This window comes from Pseudomonas sp. IT-P2 (assembly GCF_949767575.1).
Classification (GTDB): domain Bacteria; phylum Pseudomonadota; class Gammaproteobacteria; order Pseudomonadales; family Pseudomonadaceae; genus Aquipseudomonas; species Aquipseudomonas pharyngis.
Genome location: NZ_CATKQA010000033.1, coordinates 131491 through 148281 on the forward strand (window position 1 = coordinate 131491; position 16791 = coordinate 148281).

Annotated in this window: 17 protein-coding genes; 10 read left to right on the plus strand and 7 right to left on the minus strand. The window is 60.4% G+C overall.

The features are described 5' to 3' along the window. Nucleotides 1-81: 81 nt before the first annotated feature. Nucleotides 82-738, minus strand: coding sequence for an alpha/beta hydrolase (locus ACM6JM_RS16695; RefSeq protein ID WP_039769482.1), 657 nt, complete (start codon nucleotides 736-738; stop codon nucleotides 82-84). A gap of 467 nt (nucleotides 739-1205) precedes the next feature. Here ACM6JM_RS16695 and ACM6JM_RS16700 point away from each other — a divergent pair, with 467 nt between their 5' ends. From ACM6JM_RS16700 to ACM6JM_RS16715, 4 genes are all read left to right on the plus strand, one after another. Then, nucleotides 1206-2237 (plus strand): amino acid ABC transporter substrate-binding protein, encoded by a 1032-nt coding sequence (locus ACM6JM_RS16700; RefSeq protein WP_007957332.1) that lies wholly within the window; start codon nucleotides 1206-1208, stop codon nucleotides 2235-2237. A 65-nt stretch (nucleotides 2238-2302) separates the two neighbouring features. After that, nucleotides 2303-3484 carry an amino acid ABC transporter permease gene (locus tag ACM6JM_RS16705; RefSeq protein WP_414882232.1) on the plus strand — a complete coding sequence of 394 codons (1182 nt, stop codon included), beginning with the start codon at nucleotides 2303-2305 and terminating at the stop codon, nucleotides 3482-3484. Nucleotides 3485-3494: 10 nt separating this feature from the next. Further along, on the plus strand, nucleotides 3495-4592 hold the full coding sequence (locus ACM6JM_RS16710; RefSeq protein WP_007957335.1) for an amino acid ABC transporter permease: 1098 nt from the start codon (nucleotides 3495-3497) through the stop codon (nucleotides 4590-4592). 11 nt (nucleotides 4593-4603) lie between these two features. Next, nucleotides 4604-5368: an amino acid ABC transporter ATP-binding protein gene (locus tag ACM6JM_RS16715; protein ID WP_007957337.1), complete on the plus strand. Its 765-nt coding sequence runs from the start codon at nucleotides 4604-4606 to the stop codon at nucleotides 5366-5368. A 52-nt stretch (nucleotides 5369-5420) separates the two neighbouring features. On the opposite strand, the gene ACM6JM_RS16720 is transcribed toward ACM6JM_RS16715, so the two are convergent. After that, on the minus strand, nucleotides 5421-5912 hold the full coding sequence (locus tag ACM6JM_RS16720) for a type II TA system antitoxin MqsA family protein (protein ID WP_074691189.1): 492 nt from the start codon (nucleotides 5910-5912) through the stop codon (nucleotides 5421-5423). After that, complete coding sequence (locus ACM6JM_RS16725) at nucleotides 5909-6220, minus strand: type II toxin-antitoxin system MqsR family toxin (RefSeq protein ID WP_039769485.1); 312 nt, start codon at nucleotides 6218-6220, stop codon at nucleotides 5909-5911. The genes ACM6JM_RS16720 and ACM6JM_RS16725 overlap by 4 nt, the downstream gene beginning before the upstream one ends. Nucleotides 6221-6386: 166 nt before the next feature. Between ACM6JM_RS16725 and ACM6JM_RS16730 the strand changes: the two genes are divergently transcribed. From ACM6JM_RS16730 to ACM6JM_RS16750, 5 genes are all read left to right on the plus strand, one after another. Then, the gene (locus ACM6JM_RS16730) at nucleotides 6387-7046 is read left to right on the plus strand and encodes a FadR/GntR family transcriptional regulator (protein WP_414882233.1); all 660 of its coding nucleotides are present in this window, start codon (nucleotides 6387-6389) and stop codon (nucleotides 7044-7046) included. Next, a complete protein-coding gene (locus ACM6JM_RS16735; RefSeq protein WP_039769487.1) occupies nucleotides 7036-8340 on the plus strand; it encodes a CynX/NimT family MFS transporter in 1305 nt (434 codons plus the stop codon). The genes ACM6JM_RS16730 and ACM6JM_RS16735 overlap by 11 nt, the downstream gene beginning before the upstream one ends. A 100-nt stretch (nucleotides 8341-8440) precedes the next feature. Continuing rightward, the gene (locus ACM6JM_RS16740; RefSeq protein WP_064593559.1) at nucleotides 8441-8914 is read left to right on the plus strand and encodes a nuclear transport factor 2 family protein; all 474 of its coding nucleotides are present in this window, start codon (nucleotides 8441-8443) and stop codon (nucleotides 8912-8914) included. Between the two features lie 39 nt (nucleotides 8915-8953). Continuing rightward, entirely contained in the window at nucleotides 8954-9256 is a 303-nt protein-coding gene (locus ACM6JM_RS16745) for a GIY-YIG nuclease family protein (RefSeq protein WP_163974075.1), read from the plus strand. A 276-nt stretch (nucleotides 9257-9532) separates the two neighbouring features. Further along, nucleotides 9533-10468, plus strand: a complete 936-nt coding sequence (locus ACM6JM_RS16750; RefSeq protein ID WP_414882234.1) for a glutathione S-transferase family protein — start codon at nucleotides 9533-9535, stop codon at nucleotides 10466-10468. A 31-nt stretch (nucleotides 10469-10499) separates the two neighbouring features. Here ACM6JM_RS16750 and ACM6JM_RS16755 read toward each other — a convergent pair whose 3' ends face one another. Both ACM6JM_RS16755 and yejK read right to left on the minus strand, forming a co-directional pair. Then, a complete protein-coding gene (locus ACM6JM_RS16755) occupies nucleotides 10500-10850 on the minus strand; it encodes a glutaredoxin family protein (protein WP_039769495.1) in 351 nt (116 codons plus the stop codon). Next, complete coding sequence (gene yejK / locus ACM6JM_RS16760) at nucleotides 10850-11854, minus strand: nucleoid-associated protein YejK (protein ID WP_039769496.1); 1005 nt, start codon at nucleotides 11852-11854, stop codon at nucleotides 10850-10852. The genes ACM6JM_RS16755 and yejK overlap by 1 nt, the downstream gene beginning before the upstream one ends. Nucleotides 11855-12250: 396 nt before the next feature. Between yejK and ACM6JM_RS16765 the strand changes: the two genes are divergently transcribed. Next, nucleotides 12251-12532, plus strand: coding sequence for an HU family DNA-binding protein (locus ACM6JM_RS16765; RefSeq protein ID WP_007957357.1), 282 nt, complete (start codon nucleotides 12251-12253; stop codon nucleotides 12530-12532). Between the two features lie 125 nt (nucleotides 12533-12657). Here ACM6JM_RS16765 and rlmF read toward each other — a convergent pair whose 3' ends face one another. Next, nucleotides 12658-13680: a 23S rRNA (adenine(1618)-N(6))-methyltransferase RlmF gene (gene rlmF / locus ACM6JM_RS16770; protein WP_085747006.1), complete on the minus strand. Its 1023-nt coding sequence runs from the start codon at nucleotides 13678-13680 to the stop codon at nucleotides 12658-12660. A 132-nt stretch (nucleotides 13681-13812) separates the two neighbouring features. Continuing rightward, nucleotides 13813-16659: a valine--tRNA ligase gene (locus tag ACM6JM_RS16775; protein ID WP_039769500.1), complete on the minus strand. Its 2847-nt coding sequence runs from the start codon at nucleotides 16657-16659 to the stop codon at nucleotides 13813-13815. Between the last annotated feature and the right edge of the window lie 132 nt (nucleotides 16660-16791).

The window sequence follows — 16791 nt, forward strand, 5'->3', positions numbered from 1 at the left end:
AGGAATGTACGCCGGCCAGTGTAATGCAAGAAACGGGCGCGGCGTAGTGGGATGATCAAAGGGCGAGCCCTGTCGCAATTGTCAGCGCAGGCGTTCGCTCAACCATGTGCCGATGTCGCGAATTTCTTCGGGTAACACTTCGTGCTCCATTGGGTATTCCTGCCATGTCACGGTGACACCATGGGCCTTGAGATACTCATAAGCCGTGCGACCCATGGAGTTCTGCACCACGTTGTCGAACTGGCCGTGCAGTGCCAGCACCGGAATCCGCTGCTGGCTGGCGGACAACTCCAGTTCATCGCTGAACGTCGGCGCGTATGTCGATAGTGCCAGCACCCCGCCCAACGGCCCCTGCCATTTCAGGAATGCGGTGTGATAGACCACGGCGCCGCCCTGGGAAAAGCCGGCGAGGAAAATCCGCGAAGCGTCTATTCCGCTGCTTCGCTGTTCTTCGATCAATTCGATGATGCGGTCGGCGGACGCTTCCAGCTCATCGCGGTCGATTGCCCGGGCCGGGCTCATGGCTTTGATGTCGTACCAGCTCGGCATGGCATATCCGCCATTTATCGTCACCGGACGGGTCGGCGCCTGGGGCAGGACGAACCGCGTGCTCAGCAGGCTTTCCTGAAGCGCTTCGGCCACCGGCAGAAAGTCGTAGCGGTCGGCGCCGAGGCCGTGCAGCCAGATCACGCAGGCGTCTGCGGGCTTAACAGGCTGAAGAATCAAGGGCTCGGTCATGGCTGCTCCAATTGTGTGCGGGCGCTCTCATTGAGTGCGTGATTTGCGTGCGCGCCCGGCTGATCCGTTAAGAAGATGTCGCAAGGGTGCAAGTTTTGCTATTGACCTGTCACTCAATCGCTTCAGCTGCCGGTGTGGTACGGGCTTTGCTATGAGGTAGTCGTGCAATCGATCTCGCGCCTGGCGGTAACACTATCAGTGAACGCCTGGCGACGGGATAGCAAAGAATCCGGTGATGGATGTTCGCCAATGGCCGCAACGGGCTTAGCGAACGTGAAAGGGCTACCGCCCGTTCGGCCGACTGGTGAGAAGTGAGTTGTCCATGATGTGGATTGTCTCCTACTAGACTCATAGCGAAGGTCCTGCGTCGGTTGACCCCAAAAAAAGCCAACACGGGTCAACAACGCCTCAAAAGGGTGCGACTGGACTCAAGCTCCGACACAACAAGAGCAAAACTGGAGGTTTGAATGAAGATGTTGAAATCCACTCTGGCGATCGTGACTGCTGCTGCAGTACTGGGTGTCAGCGGGTTCGCTCAGGCGGGTGCAACCCTGGATGCAGTGAAGAAGAAAGGATTCGTGCAGTGCGGCGTCAGCGATGGCTTGCCAGGCTTCTCGGTTCCGGATTCCACCGGCAAGATCGTGGGTATCGATGCTGACGTCTGCCGCGCCGTGGCCGCTGCCGTGTTCGGCGACGCGACCAAGGTCAAGTTCAGTCAGTTGAACGCCAAGGAGCGCTTCACCGCGCTGCAGTCGGGCGAGATCGACATCCTGTCGCGCAACACCACCATGACCAGCTCCCGTGACGCGGGCATGGGCCTGAAATTCCCGGGCTTCATTACCTACTACGACGGCATCGGCTTCCTGGTAAACAACAAGCTGGGCGTGAAGAGTGCCAAAGAGCTGGACGGTGCAACCATCTGCATCCAGGCCGGTACCACCACCGAACTGAACGTTTCCGACTACTTCCGCGGCAACGGTCTGAAATACACCCCGATCACTTTCGACACCTCCGATGAAAGCGCCAAGTCGCTGGAATCCGGTCGTTGCGACGTGCTGACCTCCGACAAGTCCCAGCTGTTCGCCCAGCGCAGCAAGCTGGCTTCGCCGAAGGACTACGTGGTTCTGCCGGAAACCATTTCCAAGGAACCTCTGGGCCCGGTCGTGCGTAACGGCGACGACGAGTGGCTGGCCATCGTGCGTTGGGTTGGGTACGCGCTGCTGAACACCGAAGAAGCAGGCATCTCTTCGAAGAACGTCGAAGCTGAAGCCAAAGCCACCAAGAACCCGGATGTCGCTCGTATGCTCGGCGCAGACGGCGAATACGGCAAAGACCTGAAACTGCCGAAGGACTGGGTCGTACAGATCGTCAAGCAAGTCGGCAACTACGGCGAAATCTTCGAGAAAAACCTCGGCAAGAGCACTCCGCTGGAAATCGACCGCGGCCTGAACGCGCTGTGGAACAACGGCGGCATTCAATACGCACCACCAGTGCGCTGATGGTTCTGTCACCCGGCAGGCCAACTGCCGGGTGACGTTCTGTTCCATTATTTCCGGGGCACTTCATGCAAAATTCAATCGGCGCACCAAAGCAGAGGCTCAGCCTCAGCGATCCACGAGTGCGTGCGTGGGTATTTCAGATCATCACCATCGTGGCGGTGGTCTCCCTGGGCTGGTATCTGTTCGATAACACCCAGACCAACCTGCAACACCGGGGTATCACTTCGGGGTTCGACTTTCTCGAGCGCAGTGCCGGGTTCGGCATCGCTCAACACCTGATCTCCTACACCGAAGCGGACAGTTATGCCCGGGTGTTTGTCATCGGCCTGCTCAACACGCTGCTGGTGACGTTCATTGGCGTGATCCTGGCCACGATCCTCGGCTTCATCGTCGGCGTCGCGCGCCTGTCGAAGAACTGGATCATCGCCAAACTGGCAACGGTGTACGTGGAGGTTTTCCGTAACATCCCGCCACTGCTGCAGATCCTGTTCTGGTACTTCGCGGTGTTCCTGACCATGCCGGGGCCGCGCAACAGCCATAACTTCGGCGATACCTTCTTCGTCAGCAGCCGTGGCCTGAACATGCCGGCCGCGCAAATGGCCGACGGTTTCTGGGCGTTCGTGATCAGCATCGTGGTGGCCATCGTCGCCATCGTGCTGATGAGCCGCTGGGCCAACAAGCGCTTTGAAGCCACCGGCGAGCCGTTCCACAAGTTCTGGGCAGGCCTGGCGTTGTTCCTGGTGATCCCGGCGCTGTGCGTGCTGATCTTCGGTGCGCCTGTGCACTGGGAAATGCCGAAGCTGCAGGGCTTCAACTTCGTCGGTGGCTGGGTGCTGATTCCGGAACTGCTGGCCTTGACCCTGGCGCTGACGGTGTACACCGCCGCGTTCATCGCCGAGATCGTGCGTTCGGGCATTAAGTCGGTCAGCCATGGCCAGACCGAGGCGGCGCATTCGCTCGGCCTGCGCAACGGCCCGACCCTGCGCAAGGTGATCATTCCGCAGGCGCTGCGGGTCATCATCCCGCCGCTGACCAGCCAATACCTGAATCTGGCGAAGAACTCCTCACTGGCGGCCGGTATCGGTTATCCGGAGATGGTTTCGCTGTTCGCCGGCACCGTGCTGAACCAGACCGGTCAGGCGATCGAAGTCATTGCCATCACCATGAGCGTGTACCTGGCGATCAGTATCAGCATTTCCCTGCTGATGAACTGGTACAACAAGCGCATCGCGCTGATCGAGCGGTAAGGAATAGCGCATGAGTACTCATACTTTCAAACCCGACATGCCACCGCCGGCCAAGGTCTTCGGCCCGATGGCGTGGATCCGCGCGAACATGTTCTCCAGCTGGCTCAACACCCTGCTGACCCTGTTCGCGTTCTACCTGATCTATCTGGTGATTCCGCCGATCCTCAGCTGGGCGATCATCGATGCCAACTGGGTCGGCACCACCCGCGCCGACTGCACCAAGGACGGCGCCTGCTGGGTCTTCATCCAGCAGCGTTTCGGTCAGTTCATGTACGGCTACTACCCGCCGGAACTACGCTGGCGCGTGGACCTGACGGTGTGGCTGGCTGTCATCGGCGTGGCGCCACTGTTCATCAAGCGCGTGGCGCACAAGGCGGTGTACGGCCTGAGCTTCCTGGTGGTCTACCCGATCGTTGCCTGGTGCCTGCTGCATGGCGGCGTCTTCGGCCTCGACACCGTGGCGACCAGCCAGTGGGGCGGTCTGATGCTGACCCTGGTGATCGCCACTGTCGGCATCGCCGGTGCGTTGCCGCTGGGGATTGTCCTGGCGCTGGGCCGGCGTTCGAACATGCCGGCGATCCGTGTGGTCTGCGTGACCTTCATCGAGTTCTGGCGCGGCGTGCCGTTGATCACGGTGCTGTTCATGTCCTCGGTGATGCTGCCGCTGTTCCTGCCCGAAGGCATGAACTTCGACAAGCTGCTGCGGGCGCTGATCGGCGTGATCCTGTTCCAGTCGGCGTACGTCGCCGAAGTGGTGCGCGGCGGTCTGCAAGCGATCCCCAAGGGCCAGTACGAAGCCGCGGCCGCGATGGGGCTCGGTTACTGGCGCGCCATGGGCCTGGTGATTCTGCCGCAAGCCCTGAAGCTGGTGATTCCCGGCATCGTCAACACCTTCATCGCGCTGTTCAAGGACACCAGCCTGGTGATCATCATCGGCCTCTTTGACCTGCTCAACAGCGTCAAGCAAGCCGCTGCCGATCCGAAATGGCTGGGCATGGCCACCGAAGGCTACGTGTTCGCCGCCCTGGTGTTCTGGATTTTCTGTTTTGGTATGTCGCGCTATTCCATGCACCTGGAACGCAAGCTCGACACTGGCCACAAGCGTTAGGAGTTTTTTCGATGAGCGAAGCAATCAAAAAGCCAGTGGGCCCTGAAGGCATCATTCAGATGCAGGGCGTGAACAAGTGGTACGGCCAGTTCCACGTGCTGAAAGACATCAACCTCAACGTGCGTCAGGGCGAGCGTATCGTGCTGTGCGGCCCGTCGGGTTCCGGCAAATCCACCACCATCCGCTGCCTCAACCGTCTGGAAGAGCACCAGCAGGGCCGCATCGTGGTCGATGGCGTGGAGCTGACCAACGACCTCAAGCAGATCGAAGCGATCCGCCGCGAAGTCGGCATGGTGTTCCAGCACTTCAACTTGTTCCCGCACCTGACCATCCTGCAGAACTGCACCCTGGCGCCGATGTGGGTACGCAAGATGCCCAAGCGCAAGGCCGAGGAAATCGCCATGCATTACCTGGAACGCGTACGCATTCCGGAGCAGGCGCACAAGTACCCGGGGCAACTGTCCGGCGGTCAGCAGCAGCGTGTGGCGATCGCCCGCGCGTTGTGCATGAAACCGAAAATCATGCTGTTCGACGAACCGACCTCGGCACTCGACCCGGAGATGGTGAAAGAAGTACTCGACACTATGATCGGCCTCGCCGAAGACGGTATGACCATGCTCTGCGTAACCCACGAAATGGGCTTCGCACGCACCGTGGCCAACCGCGTGATCTTCATGGACAAGGGCGAAATCGTCGAGCAGGCGGCACCCAACGACTTCTTCGACAATCCACAGAATGATCGGACGAAGCTGTTCCTGAGTCAGATCCTGCATTGATATCTGATGGGTAAAACCAACCCGGCCTAGTGCCGGGTTTGTTTTTTGTGGGTCAGGAGGCGGTGAGGGCTTCTTGTTCTTTGTGCTCGGTGAACTTGAAGGCGTTCCTCAGATCCGCCCCTTCACCCAGGGCTTTCGCATCGGCGAGCAAGTGCGGATAGCGATCGAGCAGGCGCATCAGCAGCATCAACGCCTTCGGCGGAAGCACTTCGCCGCGCTCATAGCGGGAAAATGCGTTGTGTCCGCCACCAGACAGCAGTTGCACCGTTTCTTTTTGCGTCAGGTGCAATTTGCGCCGGATGCGCTTCATCTCGTTACCGATCATTTGTCGGGCAGCAATCACCAGATCATCACCGGCTTGCGTGTAGCGTTCTGCACTATCGGTATCGGCGTCCCACTCGACCTCACCGCATTTGCGACATTCCCAGCCAGCAAGGTCATCGATACGACGTTCCATGCCTTTGACACTGATGGTTTCGCCGCGGCCCTCGAAATGTGTCATTCCCTCACGTGCACCGCAGCTGAAACATTGCCGGGTCTTCATTGGTTTTTCTCCTTGAAGGAGATTACCGGTGGGCCACCTTCGGGGCGGTATGTCACCTTGATGTAAATCTCCAGATCGTGTGAGTGCGTGTGATAAACGTCTTGCCAGACTCGATGATCGTCATAGGTGGTCATCGACTTGTACAACATCCTGTTCTGCAGTTCGAAAACGATTTCTTGCATCTCTATGATGCTGAAGCCGAGATCCAGTCCGGTTTTTTCTGCGCTCTTGGTGAATGCCTGTCTTCCCCGTCGCCTGACCTCTGCCTTGATCACCGCCAAGTTGTAATGGGGTGTGTTCTTTTCCATAAGAAACCAAAACCCTGTCCCTGAAATTACCCTTAAAGGGTAATTTTGACTAATCGAAAATCCCGCTCCATTTGTCTCTCTCTGACCCTAGGTGGTTGCCGTCCTACACGGAGCTGACTAACATGTCAGAAAATTCATCCCATGATTGGATGAAAGGGCGAATCCTATGTCAGACATTTTTCCACTTATTAAGCGATCCCTGGTCGATCAGGCCTTGGATCAGTTGCGCCAACGCATCACCGACGGCACGTGGCAGGTCGGTCAGCGTCTGCCAACCGAGCCCGAGCTGTGCGCCGAACTCGGCATCAGTCGCAACACCGTGCGCGAGGCGATGCGGGTGCTGGCATTTTCCGGGTTGATCGAAATCCGTCAGGGTGACGGCAGTTACCTGCGGGCGGTGGTCGATCCGATGGACACGCTCAAGGCGCTGTCCAGATGCTCGCTGGATCAGGCTCGGGAAACCCGGCACATCCTTGAAGTCGAGGCCATCGGCCTGGCGGCCTTGCGTCGGACCGACGACGACCTTGTGGCTCTGCGCGAGGCACTGGGGCACGCCGGCAGTCACTACCATGGCGACCTCGACAGCTACATCGCCTGCGATCTGGTGTTCCACCGCCGTCTGGTGGACGCCGCGCACAACCCGACCCTCAGCGAGCTGTATCGCTATTTTTCCAGCATCGTTGGCGCGCAACTGCGCCAGACCCTGAACATCGTCCCCCGTCGACAGGAAGTCTTCGATTTGCACGTCGCCTTGCTGGAGGCCGTCGAGCAACGCGACCCGGAGCGGGCCAAAGCCCTGTCGAGGCAGTTGATCAATGAACCTTGAAACCGAGAAAACCATGTCCCGCCCAGAAGTGTCCCCGGCTGCCGTTCGCAAGGCCGAGCTCGAAGAGTTGTTGATCGACGCCGAAGCCGATGACGAGCAGGTGCAGCAAAGCCATCCGCTGGTGCGGCGCCCGTGGCTGTTGCTGCTGGGGCTGATTCTGGTGGCGTTGAACCTGCGACCGGCGCTGTCGAGCATGGCGCCGTTGCTCAGTGAGGTGTCGAGAAGCCTTGGCTTGTCAGCTGCTCAGGCAGGATTGCTGACGACATTGCCGGTGCTCTGCCTCGGCTTGTTCGCCCCGCTGGCCCCGGTGCTCGCGCGGCGTTTCGGTGCCGAGCGGGTGGTCTTGGGGATTCTTCTGACACTGGCCGGCGGCATTATCCTGCGCAGCAATTTCGGTGAGATCGGTCTGTTCGCCGGCAGCGTGGTGGGTGGCGCGAGCATCGGCATCATCGGCGTGTTGCTGCCGGGCATCGTCAAGCGTGACTTCGCCAAGCATGCCGGCACCATGACCGGTGTCTACACCATGGCCCTGTGCCTGGGTGCGGCGATGGCGGCGGGGTCCACCGTGCCACTGAGTGAGCACTTCAACCACAGCTGGGCCATGGGATTGGGGTTCTGGGTGATTCCGGCGCTGGTTGCTGCGGTTTTCTGGCTGCCGCAAATCGGCCAGAAGCACGGTGCGCACAACGTTGCCTACCGGGTGCGCGGTCTGCTGCGGGATCCGCTGGCCTGGCAAGTGACCTTGTACATGGGCCTGCAATCGTCGCTGGCCTACATCGTGTTCGGCTGGTTGCCGTCGATCCTCATCGGTCGCGGGCTGACGCCAACCCAGGCCGGTCTGGTGCTGTCCGGCTCGGTGATCATCCAGCTCGCCAGCTCCCTGGCGGCACCGTGGCTGGCCACCCGGGGCAAGGATCAGCGCCTGGCGATCGTGGTAGTAATGGCGCTGACCCTCGGCGGCCTGTTCGGTTGCCTCTACGCGCCGATCGAAGGCCTGTGGGGCTGGGCGATCCTGCTGGGCCTGGGGCAGGGCGGTACGTTCAGCCTGGCGCTGACCCTGATCGTGCTGCGCTCGCGGGATTCCCACGTGGCGGCGAACCTGTCGAGCATGTCCCAGGGCTTTGGCTACACCCTCGCGTCCATGGGGCCGTTCGCGGTCGGCGTGGTGCACGACTGGACCGGCGGCTGGAACGCCGTGGGCTGGATCTTCGGCATCATCGGTGCCGGGGCAATCCTCGCCGGCCTCGGTGCCGGTCGCGCGCTGTACGTGCAGGTGACAAGCGAAAAGGTCTGACGCGCACACATTGTCGGTATTCGGAATGCGAATGCCGATAGTGTTTCGGGCGTTTGCGGATTATCGTGCTGGCAATCTGTACATTTCCTGGAGATTGCCCATGAGTGAAGAAGCCCACAGCGCCCTGATCACCCGTTTCTACCAGGCTTTCCAGCGCCTCGACGCCGAGGCCATGGCCGCCTGCTACACCGACGACGTAGTGTTCAGCGATCCGGCCTTCGGCGAACTGCGCGGGCGCGATGCCGGCGACATGTGGCGCATGCTCACCACCCGCGCCAAGGACTTCTCCCTGACCTTCGACAACGTCCGCGCCGACGAACGCAGCGGCGGCGCCCACTGGGTGGCTACCTACCTGTTCAGCCAGACCGGCAACGTCGTGATCAACGACATCCAGGCACGCTTCGTCTTCCGTGACGGCAAGATCTGTGAACACCACGACCACTTCGACCTGTGGCGCTGGTCGCGTCAGGCGCTGGGCTTCAAGGGCCTGCTGCTTGGCTGGACGCCACTGGTGCGCAACGCCGTCCGCGCCCAAGCGCTGAAAGGGCTGAAGGCATTTCAGGCGAGTCGCTGATAAGATCGCCGCCTGTTTTCCTTACGCCTGAATTGTCCCGTGACCAGCCTCAGCGAAAATCCTCTCGACGCCGACGTTCCAGTGAGCAAGGCCTGGTTCGTCTACCTCGTACGCGCCGCCAACGGTTCGCTGTACTGCGGGATCAGCGATGATCCCGTGCGCCGTTTTGCCAAGCACCAGAGCGGCAAGGGCGCGCGGTTCTTTCTCTCAAGCCCGGCGATGGCGCTGGTCTACACCGAGCGTTGTCGCGACAAGGGTGATGCGTTGCGTCAGGAACGGTTGATCAAGAAGCTCAGGAAGAGTGCGAAGGAATGTCTGGTGGCGTCTTATCGGCCTGATTGATCGGGGGCAGGCGGTAGAAGTCCCTGCATGTCGAAGGCGCTGCCTCAGGCAAGCGGCAGGCGAAAAAAAACCGCCTTTGCGGGGCGGTTTTTTCGGCAAGCATCGGTTTGCGGCCGCGCTTGGTGCATCTCACTGAATACACTGGCGTGGCTGAAGACTATTCGCCTTTGCGCCCATTATCAACCTGACTGATCAGTTCCCATCAGCCGGATCCGTAGGCTGCGAACGAATTGCGCGCTAAGCTGCGGGCTCACTTTCTGTGCGGCGGAGCCGAGCATGTCCGAGTTGATTCTGCATCATTACCCGACCTCTCCATTTGCCGAAAAGGCCCGGCTGCTGTTGGGTTTCAAGGGCTTGTCCTGGCGTTCGGTGCACATCTCGCCGGTGATGCCGAAGCCGGACCTGACTGCCCTGACCGGTGGCTACCGCAAGACCCCGGTGCTGCAGATCGGCGCCGATATCTACTGCGACACCGCGTTGATCGCCCGCCGCCTCGAGCAGGAAAAGGCCCAGCCTTCGTTCTTCCCGGAAGGTCAGGAGATGATCGCCGCCAGTTTTGCCGCCTGGGCCGATTCGGTGGTGTTCCAGCATGCGGTGAGCCTGGTGTTCCAGCCGGAATCGGTGGCGGTGCGTTTCGGCAAGTTGCCGCCGGAAGCGATCAAGGCCTTCCTCGCCGATCGGGCCGGGCTGTTCAGTGGTGGCAGCGCGACCAGGCTGTCGGCCGAGCAGGCCAAACACAACTGGCCGACTGTCATGGCACGTCTGGAGCAGCAGTTGCAGCGTGAAGACGGTGACTTCCTGTTCGGTGAACCGTCGATTGCCGACTTCGCCATGGCCCATCCGCTGTGGTTTCTCAAGGCCACGCACGTGACGGCGCCGTTGGTGGATGCTTATCCGGCAGTGTCGGCGTGGCTGGGTCGTGTGCTCGGTTTTGGCCATGGCGCGGCCAGCGAGATGAGCTCGGAGGAAGCACTGGAGGTCGCACGCAATTCGACGCCAGCGGCGTTACCGGACGAAGAGTTCACTGATCCAAACGGGTTCGTGGCAGGTCAGCAGGTGCTGATCGCAGCGACAGACTACGGCGTTGATCCGGTGGCCGGTGAGTTGGTATTTGCCGGTCGCGAGGAGCTGATCCTGCGCCGTGAGGACGAACGTGGCGGAGTGGTGCACGTGCACTTCCCGCGTTTCGGTTTCCGGATCGAGAAACGCTGAAACAACTGAGGGAGCCGATTGGCTCCCTCGTTCATTTCAGTGCAGCGAGAATCTCGTCCGGATCGAACCCGCGAATCAACGTGCCATTGACGTCGATCAGCGGAATCCCGCGACCGCCCAGCGCTTCATACGCCTTGCGTGCCTCGGTATCCTTCTCGATATCGAATTCCTTGAACGCAATGCCTTTCTGGTCGAGAAAGCGCTTGGTCTGCTTGCAGTAGCCGCACCAGTCCGTGGCGTACAGCACGACATGGGCGTTGGCGCGAACCTGCTCGGACGACATCTGCGACGGGTTGAACACCCGCTCGATCTTGCCCCAGTTCTGATAGACCACAACCACCAGCAGAACCAGCAGAACCTTTTTCAGCACATTGCCGAGCATCAGTTGCGGCGCTTGAGCTGATCGGTCAGCGAGGTCGGCAGACCTTTGATGACCAGGGTCCCGGCTTCTTCGTCGTACTCGATTTTCGAGCCCAGCAGGTGCGCTTCGAAGCTGATCGACAGGCCTTCGGCGCGACCGGTGAAGCGGCGGAACTGGTTGAGGGTGCGCTTATCCGCCGGGATCTCCGGCGACAGGCCGTAATCCTTGTTGCGGATGTGATCGTAAAAGGCTTTCGGGCGTTCTTCGTCGATCAACTCCGAGAGTTCTTCCAGGCCCATTGGCTCGCCGAGCTTGGCCTGGCTGCTGGCGTAGTCGACCAGGGTCTTGGTCTTCTCGCGGGCGGAATCTTCCGGCAGGTCTTCGCTCTCGACGAAGTCGCTGAAGGCCTTGAGCAGGGTGCGGGTCTCTCCGGGGCCGTCGACGCCTTCCTGGCAGCCAATGAAGTCGCGGAAGTACTCCGAGACCTTTTTGCCGTTCTTGCCCTTGATGAACGAGATGTACTGCTTGGACTGCTTGTTGTTCTGCCACTCGGAAACGTTGATCCGCGCTGCCAGGTGCAGTTGACCGAGGTCGAGGTGGCGCGAAGGCGTCACATCCAGTTCATCGGTCACCGCCACGCCTTCGCTGTGGTGCAGCAGGGCGATGGCCAGGTAATCGGTCATGCCTTGCTGATAGTGGGCGAACAGCACGTGGCCGCCGACCGACAGGTTCGATTCTTCCATCAGCTTTTGCAGGTGCTCGACCGCGACTTTACTGAACGCGGTGAAGTCCTTGCCGCCTTCCATGTATTCCTTCAGCCAGCCGCTGAACGGAAACGCACCGGACTCCGGATGGAACAGCCCCCAGGCTTTGCCCTGTTTGGCGTTATAGCTCTCGTTGAGATCGGCGAGCATGTTCTCGATGGCTGCGGACTCAGCCAGTTCGGAGTCACGGGCGTGCAGAACTGCGGGTGTGCCGTCGGGTTTTTTGTCGATCAAATGGACGATGCAATGACGGATCGGCATAGGCTTCTCGGCTGGTGGAAGGGAGGAGGGCGGGCTCCCCCGAAAAAGCGCCCAGTGTACCGCAACCACTGGATTTGGCGCGGGGTGAAGGGCAAATCCGGGTCAGCCGACGGCCCTTATGCATTTATTTACCGATTTAGCGCAATAAACCTGACCATTTGGCTAGCTGGAGGCGGATATTTCCTTGTCTCTGTGCTAGTTTTGCCCGGTCTTGTGCGAAGTCACCGCGACAAGCATGCATTCAGCTTTTGTCAGGTCGAACCAAACCTTGATTTCGGCATCTATAACCCCGACTCGTCGTGGTTATCGCCGAGGGTGCCAGATCCAGAAGATCGGGCTCGATGGCTGACACTGCACTCTGCAATCCATATGAATTTGATAGGGAAGGAACACTACATGGCTCTTACTAAAGACCAACTGATCGCCGACATCGCTGAAGCTATCGACGCGCCGAAAACCACCGCGCGTGCCGCTCTGGACCAACTGGGCCAAATCGTTGCCGATCAGCTGGAAAACGGTGCCGAAATCACTTTGCCAGGTATCGGCAAGCTGAAAGTGACCGAGCGTCCTGCCCGCACTGGCCGTAACCCATCGACTGGCGCTGCCATCGAAATCCCTGCCAAGAAAGTGATCAAGCTGGTTGTGGCCAAAGGCCTGACCGACGCTGTGAACAAGTAAGACGCAGCGATAAAAGAAAACCGTGCACCGGAGTGATCCGGGCACGGTTTTTTTGTGCCTGCCGATTGTGTTTCAGCAGTAGCAGCGGCTGCTTTGCGAATTAGCGCCGCCCCAGTTGAAACGTATTACTTGCGCACCCAGCGTTCGCGCCGCCAGATCTGCTGCTCGGACTTGGTCTGGAAAGTCCAGGCGACGAAGCGACTCTGTTTCTGCCCTTGGGACATCTCCACCACCTGGCTTTCCAGCGCGCCGGCCTTCTTCAGTGCGGTTTCGATGGCAGGCAGGTTCGAGGCTTTCGAGACCAGGGTGCTGAACCACAGCACCTTGTGCGCAAAGTTCGCGCTTTCGGCGATCAGTTGCGTCACGAAACGCGCTTCGCCGCCTTCACACCACAGCTCGGCCGACTGACCGCCGAAATTCAGCACCGGCAGTTTGCGTTTCGGGTCGGCCTTGCCCAGGGCTCGCCATTTACGCTCGCTGCCCTTGGTGGCCTCTTCCATCGAGGCATGGAACGGCGGGTTGCACATGGTCAGGTCAAAGCGCTCGCCGGGTTCCAGCAGGCCGATGAGGATGTGCTTGCGGTTCTCCTGCTGGCGCAGCTGGATGACCTTGTTCAGGTCGTTGGACTGGACGATAGCCCTGGCGGCGGCCACGGCGGTCGGATCGATCTCCGAGCCGAGGAAGTGCCAGCGATATTCGCTGTTGCCGATCAGCGGATACACGCAGTTGGCGCCCATGCCGATATCCAGCACGTTGACGATGGCGCCGCGCGGAACCACGCCGTCGTTGTTGCTGGCCAGCAGGTCAGCCAGGAAGTGGATGTAGTCTGCACGGCCCGGCACCGGCGGGCACAGATAATCGGCCGGGATGTCCCAATGCTGGATGCCGTAGAACGACTTGAGCAGCGCCCGGTTGAACACACGCACTGCATCGGGACTGGCGAAGTCGATGCTTTCCTTGCCGTACGGGTTGGTGATCACGAACTTCGCCAGTTCCGGCGTGGTCTTGATCAGCGCCGGGAAGTCGTAACGACCCTGATGGCGATTGCGCGGATGCAGGCTGGCCTCTTTACGCGGCGCCACGGGCTTGGCCGGGGTGGCGGAGTCAGGCTTCTTGCGCGCAGGTTTCGGTGTACGTGGGGCGTTCATGGGCGTGGTCGATTCGGGTAGGGCTGAAAGTGGCGGCCATTGTCCCACAGGGAGCCGTGTTGTTGGCCGGAAAAGTGCCGGGCACAAAAAAGGGAGGCCGTTGCGGGCCTCCCTTTTCAGTGCGATACGCCGTTACAGGCTGGCAATCCGCGCGTGCTGCTCGGCCAGTTTGCCCAAGGCCTGTTCAGCCTCGGCCAGTTTGGCGCGCTCCTTCTCGATGACTTCGGCCGGGGCCTTGTCAACGAAACCGGCGTTGGACAGCTTGCCGCCGACCCGCTGGACTTCGCCCTGCAGACGCAGGATTTCCTTGTCCAGGCGCGCCAGCTCGGCGCCCTTGTCGATCAGACCGGCCATCGGCACCAGCACTTCCATCTCGCCGACCAGCGCGGTGGCGGACAACGGTGCTTCTTCACCAGCGGCGAGAACGGTGATCGATTCCAGACGCGCCAGCTTCTTCAGCAGCGCTTCGTTTTCGGTCAGGCGACGCTGGTCTTCAGCGCTGACGTTCTTCAGGTAGATCGGCAGTGGCTTGCCCGGGCCGATGTTCATTTCGCCACGGATGTTGCGCGTGCCGAGCATCAGACCCTTGAGCCATTCGATGTCGTCTTCGGCCGCCGGATCGATACGCTCTTCGTTGGCCACCGGCCAAGGTTGCAGCATGATCGTCTTGCCCTGAATGCCGGCCAGCGGCGCGATGCGCTGCCAGATTTCTTCAGTGATGAACGGCATGAACGGATGGGCCAGACGCAGGGCCACTTCCAGTACTCGAACCAGTGTGCGACGGGTGCCGCGCTGACGCTCGATCGGTGCGTTTTCGTCCCACAGCACGGGTTTGGACAGTTCCAGATACCAGTCGCAGTACTGGTTCCAGATGAACTCGTACAGCGCTTGCGCCGCCAGGTCGAAACGGAACTGATCCAGTTGACGGGTCACTTCGGCTTCGGTGCGTTGCAGTTGCGAGATGATCCAGCGATCCGCCAGCGACAGCTCGTAGGCTTCGCCGTTCTGGCCGCAGTCTTCGCCCTTGTCCAGAACATAACGCGCGGCGTTCCAGATCTTGTTGCAGAAGTTGCGATAGCCTTCGACGCGGCCCATGTCGAACTTGATGTCGCGGCCGGTGGACGCCAGCGAGCAGAAGGTGAAGCGCAGGGCGTCGGTGCCGTAGCTGGCGATGCCGTCGGCGAACTCGTCGCGGGTCTGCTTCTCGATCTTCTTCGCCAGTTTCGGCTGCATCAGACCGGAAGTGCGTTTCTGCACCAGGGTTTCGAGCTCGATACCGTCGATGATGTCCAGCGGGTCCAGGACGTTGCCCTTGGACTTGGACATCTTCTGGCCTTGGCCATCACGCACCAGGCCGTGCACGTAAACGGTCTTGAACGGAACCTGCGGCGTGCCGTCCTCGTTCTTGATCAGGTGCATCGTCAGCATGATCATCCGGGCAACCCAGAAGAAAATGATGTCGAAGCCCGTCACCAGCACGTCGGTGGAGTGGAATTTCTTCAGGAACTCGGTCTTTTCCGGCCAGCCCAGGGTGGAGAACGTCCACAGGCCCGAACTGAACCAGGTGTCGAGAACGTCGTTGTCCTGTTGCAGCGCAACGTCCGGGCCGAGGTTGTGCTTGGCGCGCACTTCGGCTTCGTCGCGGCCGACGTAGACCTTGCCCGACTCGTCGTACCAGGCCGGAATCCGGTGGCCCCACCACAGCTGACGGCTGATGCACCAGTCCTGGATGTCGCGCATCCACGAGAAGTACATGTTTTCGTACTGCTTCGGCACGAACTGGATACGACCGTCTTCAACGGCAGCAATCGCAGGCTCGGCCAGCGGCTTGGTGGACACGTACCACTGATCGGTCAGCCACGGCTCGATGACGGTGCCGGAGCGGTCGCCTTTCGGCACTTTCAGATTGTGGTCGTCGACGCTGACCAACAGGCCGGCGGCGTCGAACGCGGCAACGATCTGCTTGCGCGCTTCGAAACGCTCGAGACCGGCGTACTCGGCCGGAATCTTGCCGTCGATGCTGTCGTTCAGCGTGCCGTCGAGGTTGAACACCTGCGCTGCCGGCAGCACGTTGGCGTTCTTGTCGAAGATGTTCAGCAGCGGCAGGTTGTGGCGCTTGCCGACTTCGTAGTCGTTGAAATCGTGGGCCGGGGTGATTTTCACGCAACCGGTGCCGAATTCAGGATCGCAGTAATCGTCGGCGATGATCGGAATGCGGCGGCCGACCAGCGGCAGCTCGACAAACTTGCCGATCAGGGCTTTGTAGCGCTCGTCGTTCGGGTTCACCGCGACGGCGGAGTCGCCGAGCATGGTTTCCGGACGGGTGGTCGCGACGATCAGGAAATCGTTGCCTTCAGCGGTTTTCGCGCCGTCGGCCAGCGGGTATTTCAGATTCCACAGGAAACCTTTCTCGTCGTGGTTTTCCACTTCGAGGTCGGAAATCGCCGTGTGCAGTTTGGTGTCCCAGTTGACCAGACGCTTGCCGCGATAGATCAGACCGTCTTCGTGCAGGCGCACGAAGGCTTCTTTAACGGCTTCCGAGAGGCCGTCATCCATGGTGAAGCGCTCGCGGCTCCAGTCCACGGACGAGCCGAGACGGCGGATCTGACGGCTGATGTTGCCGCCGGACTGATCCTTCCATTCCCAGACTTTCTCGAGGAATTTTTCGCGGCCCAGATCGTGGCGATTCTGGCCCTGGGCTTCGAGTTGACGCTCCACCAGCATCTGCGTGGCGATACCGGCGTGGTCGGTGCCCGGCTGCCACAGGGTGTTGCGACCCTGCATGCGGCGGAAACGGATCAGGGCGTCCATGATCGCGTTGTTGAAACCGTGACCCATGTGCAGGCTGCCGGTGACGTTCGGCGGCGGAATCATGATGGTGTAGGAGTCGCCCGCGCCTTGCGGGGCGAAGTAGTTCTCGGACTCCCAGGTGTTGTACCAGGAAGTTTCAATGGCGTGCGGCTGGTAGGTCTTATCCATGCGCGGCGGGACCCTATTGGCATTTATTCAGGAAAAGCTGGGAAGTATAGCTGGGGGGGCAGCGGCAGGCTACAAGCTGCGAGCCGCAAGCTATTGTCTGCGGACTCAGGCAGCTGTGGATTTCAGAAGGTA

Bases quoted from the DNA above. Each gene is read 5' to 3' on its own strand.
- ACM6JM_RS16695 (WP_039769482.1), bottom strand. From the start codon at position 738: ATGACCGAGCCCTTGATTCTTCAGCCTGTTAAGCCCGCAGACGCCTGC.
- ACM6JM_RS16775 (WP_039769500.1), bottom strand. From the start codon at position 16,659: ATGGATAAGACCTACCAGCCGCACGCCATTGAAACTTCCTGGTACAAC.
- rlmF (WP_085747006.1), bottom strand. From the start codon at position 13,680: ATGAACGCCCCACGTACACCGAAACCTGCGCGCAAGAAGCCTGACTCC.
- ACM6JM_RS16755 (WP_039769495.1), bottom strand. From the start codon at position 10,850: ATGCTCGGCAATGTGCTGAAAAAGGTTCTGCTGGTTCTGCTGGTGGTT.
- ACM6JM_RS16740 (WP_064593559.1), top strand. From the start codon at position 8,441: ATGAGTGAAGAAGCCCACAGCGCCCTGATCACCCGTTTCTACCAGGCT.
- yejK (WP_039769496.1), bottom strand. From the start codon at position 11,854: ATGCCGATCCGTCATTGCATCGTCCATTTGATCGACAAAAAACCCGAC.
- ACM6JM_RS16730 (WP_414882233.1), top strand. From the start codon at position 6,387: ATGTCAGACATTTTTCCACTTATTAAGCGATCCCTGGTCGATCAGGCC.
- ACM6JM_RS16725 (WP_039769485.1), bottom strand. From the start codon at position 6,220: ATGGAAAAGAACACACCCCATTACAACTTGGCGGTGATCAAGGCAGAG.
- ACM6JM_RS16715 (WP_007957337.1), top strand. From the start codon at position 4,604: ATGAGCGAAGCAATCAAAAAGCCAGTGGGCCCTGAAGGCATCATTCAG.
- ACM6JM_RS16705 (WP_414882232.1), top strand. From the start codon at position 2,303: ATGCAAAATTCAATCGGCGCACCAAAGCAGAGGCTCAGCCTCAGCGAT.
- ACM6JM_RS16735 (WP_039769487.1), top strand. From the start codon at position 7,036: ATGAACCTTGAAACCGAGAAAACCATGTCCCGCCCAGAAGTGTCCCCG.
- ACM6JM_RS16765 (WP_007957357.1), top strand. From the start codon at position 12,251: ATGGCTCTTACTAAAGACCAACTGATCGCCGACATCGCTGAAGCTATC.
- ACM6JM_RS16720 (WP_074691189.1), bottom strand. From the start codon at position 5,912: ATGAAGACCCGGCAATGTTTCAGCTGCGGTGCACGTGAGGGAATGACA.
- ACM6JM_RS16750 (WP_414882234.1), top strand. From the start codon at position 9,533: ATGTCCGAGTTGATTCTGCATCATTACCCGACCTCTCCATTTGCCGAA.
- ACM6JM_RS16710 (WP_007957335.1), top strand. From the start codon at position 3,495: ATGAGTACTCATACTTTCAAACCCGACATGCCACCGCCGGCCAAGGTC.
- ACM6JM_RS16700 (WP_007957332.1), top strand. From the start codon at position 1,206: ATGAAGATGTTGAAATCCACTCTGGCGATCGTGACTGCTGCTGCAGTA.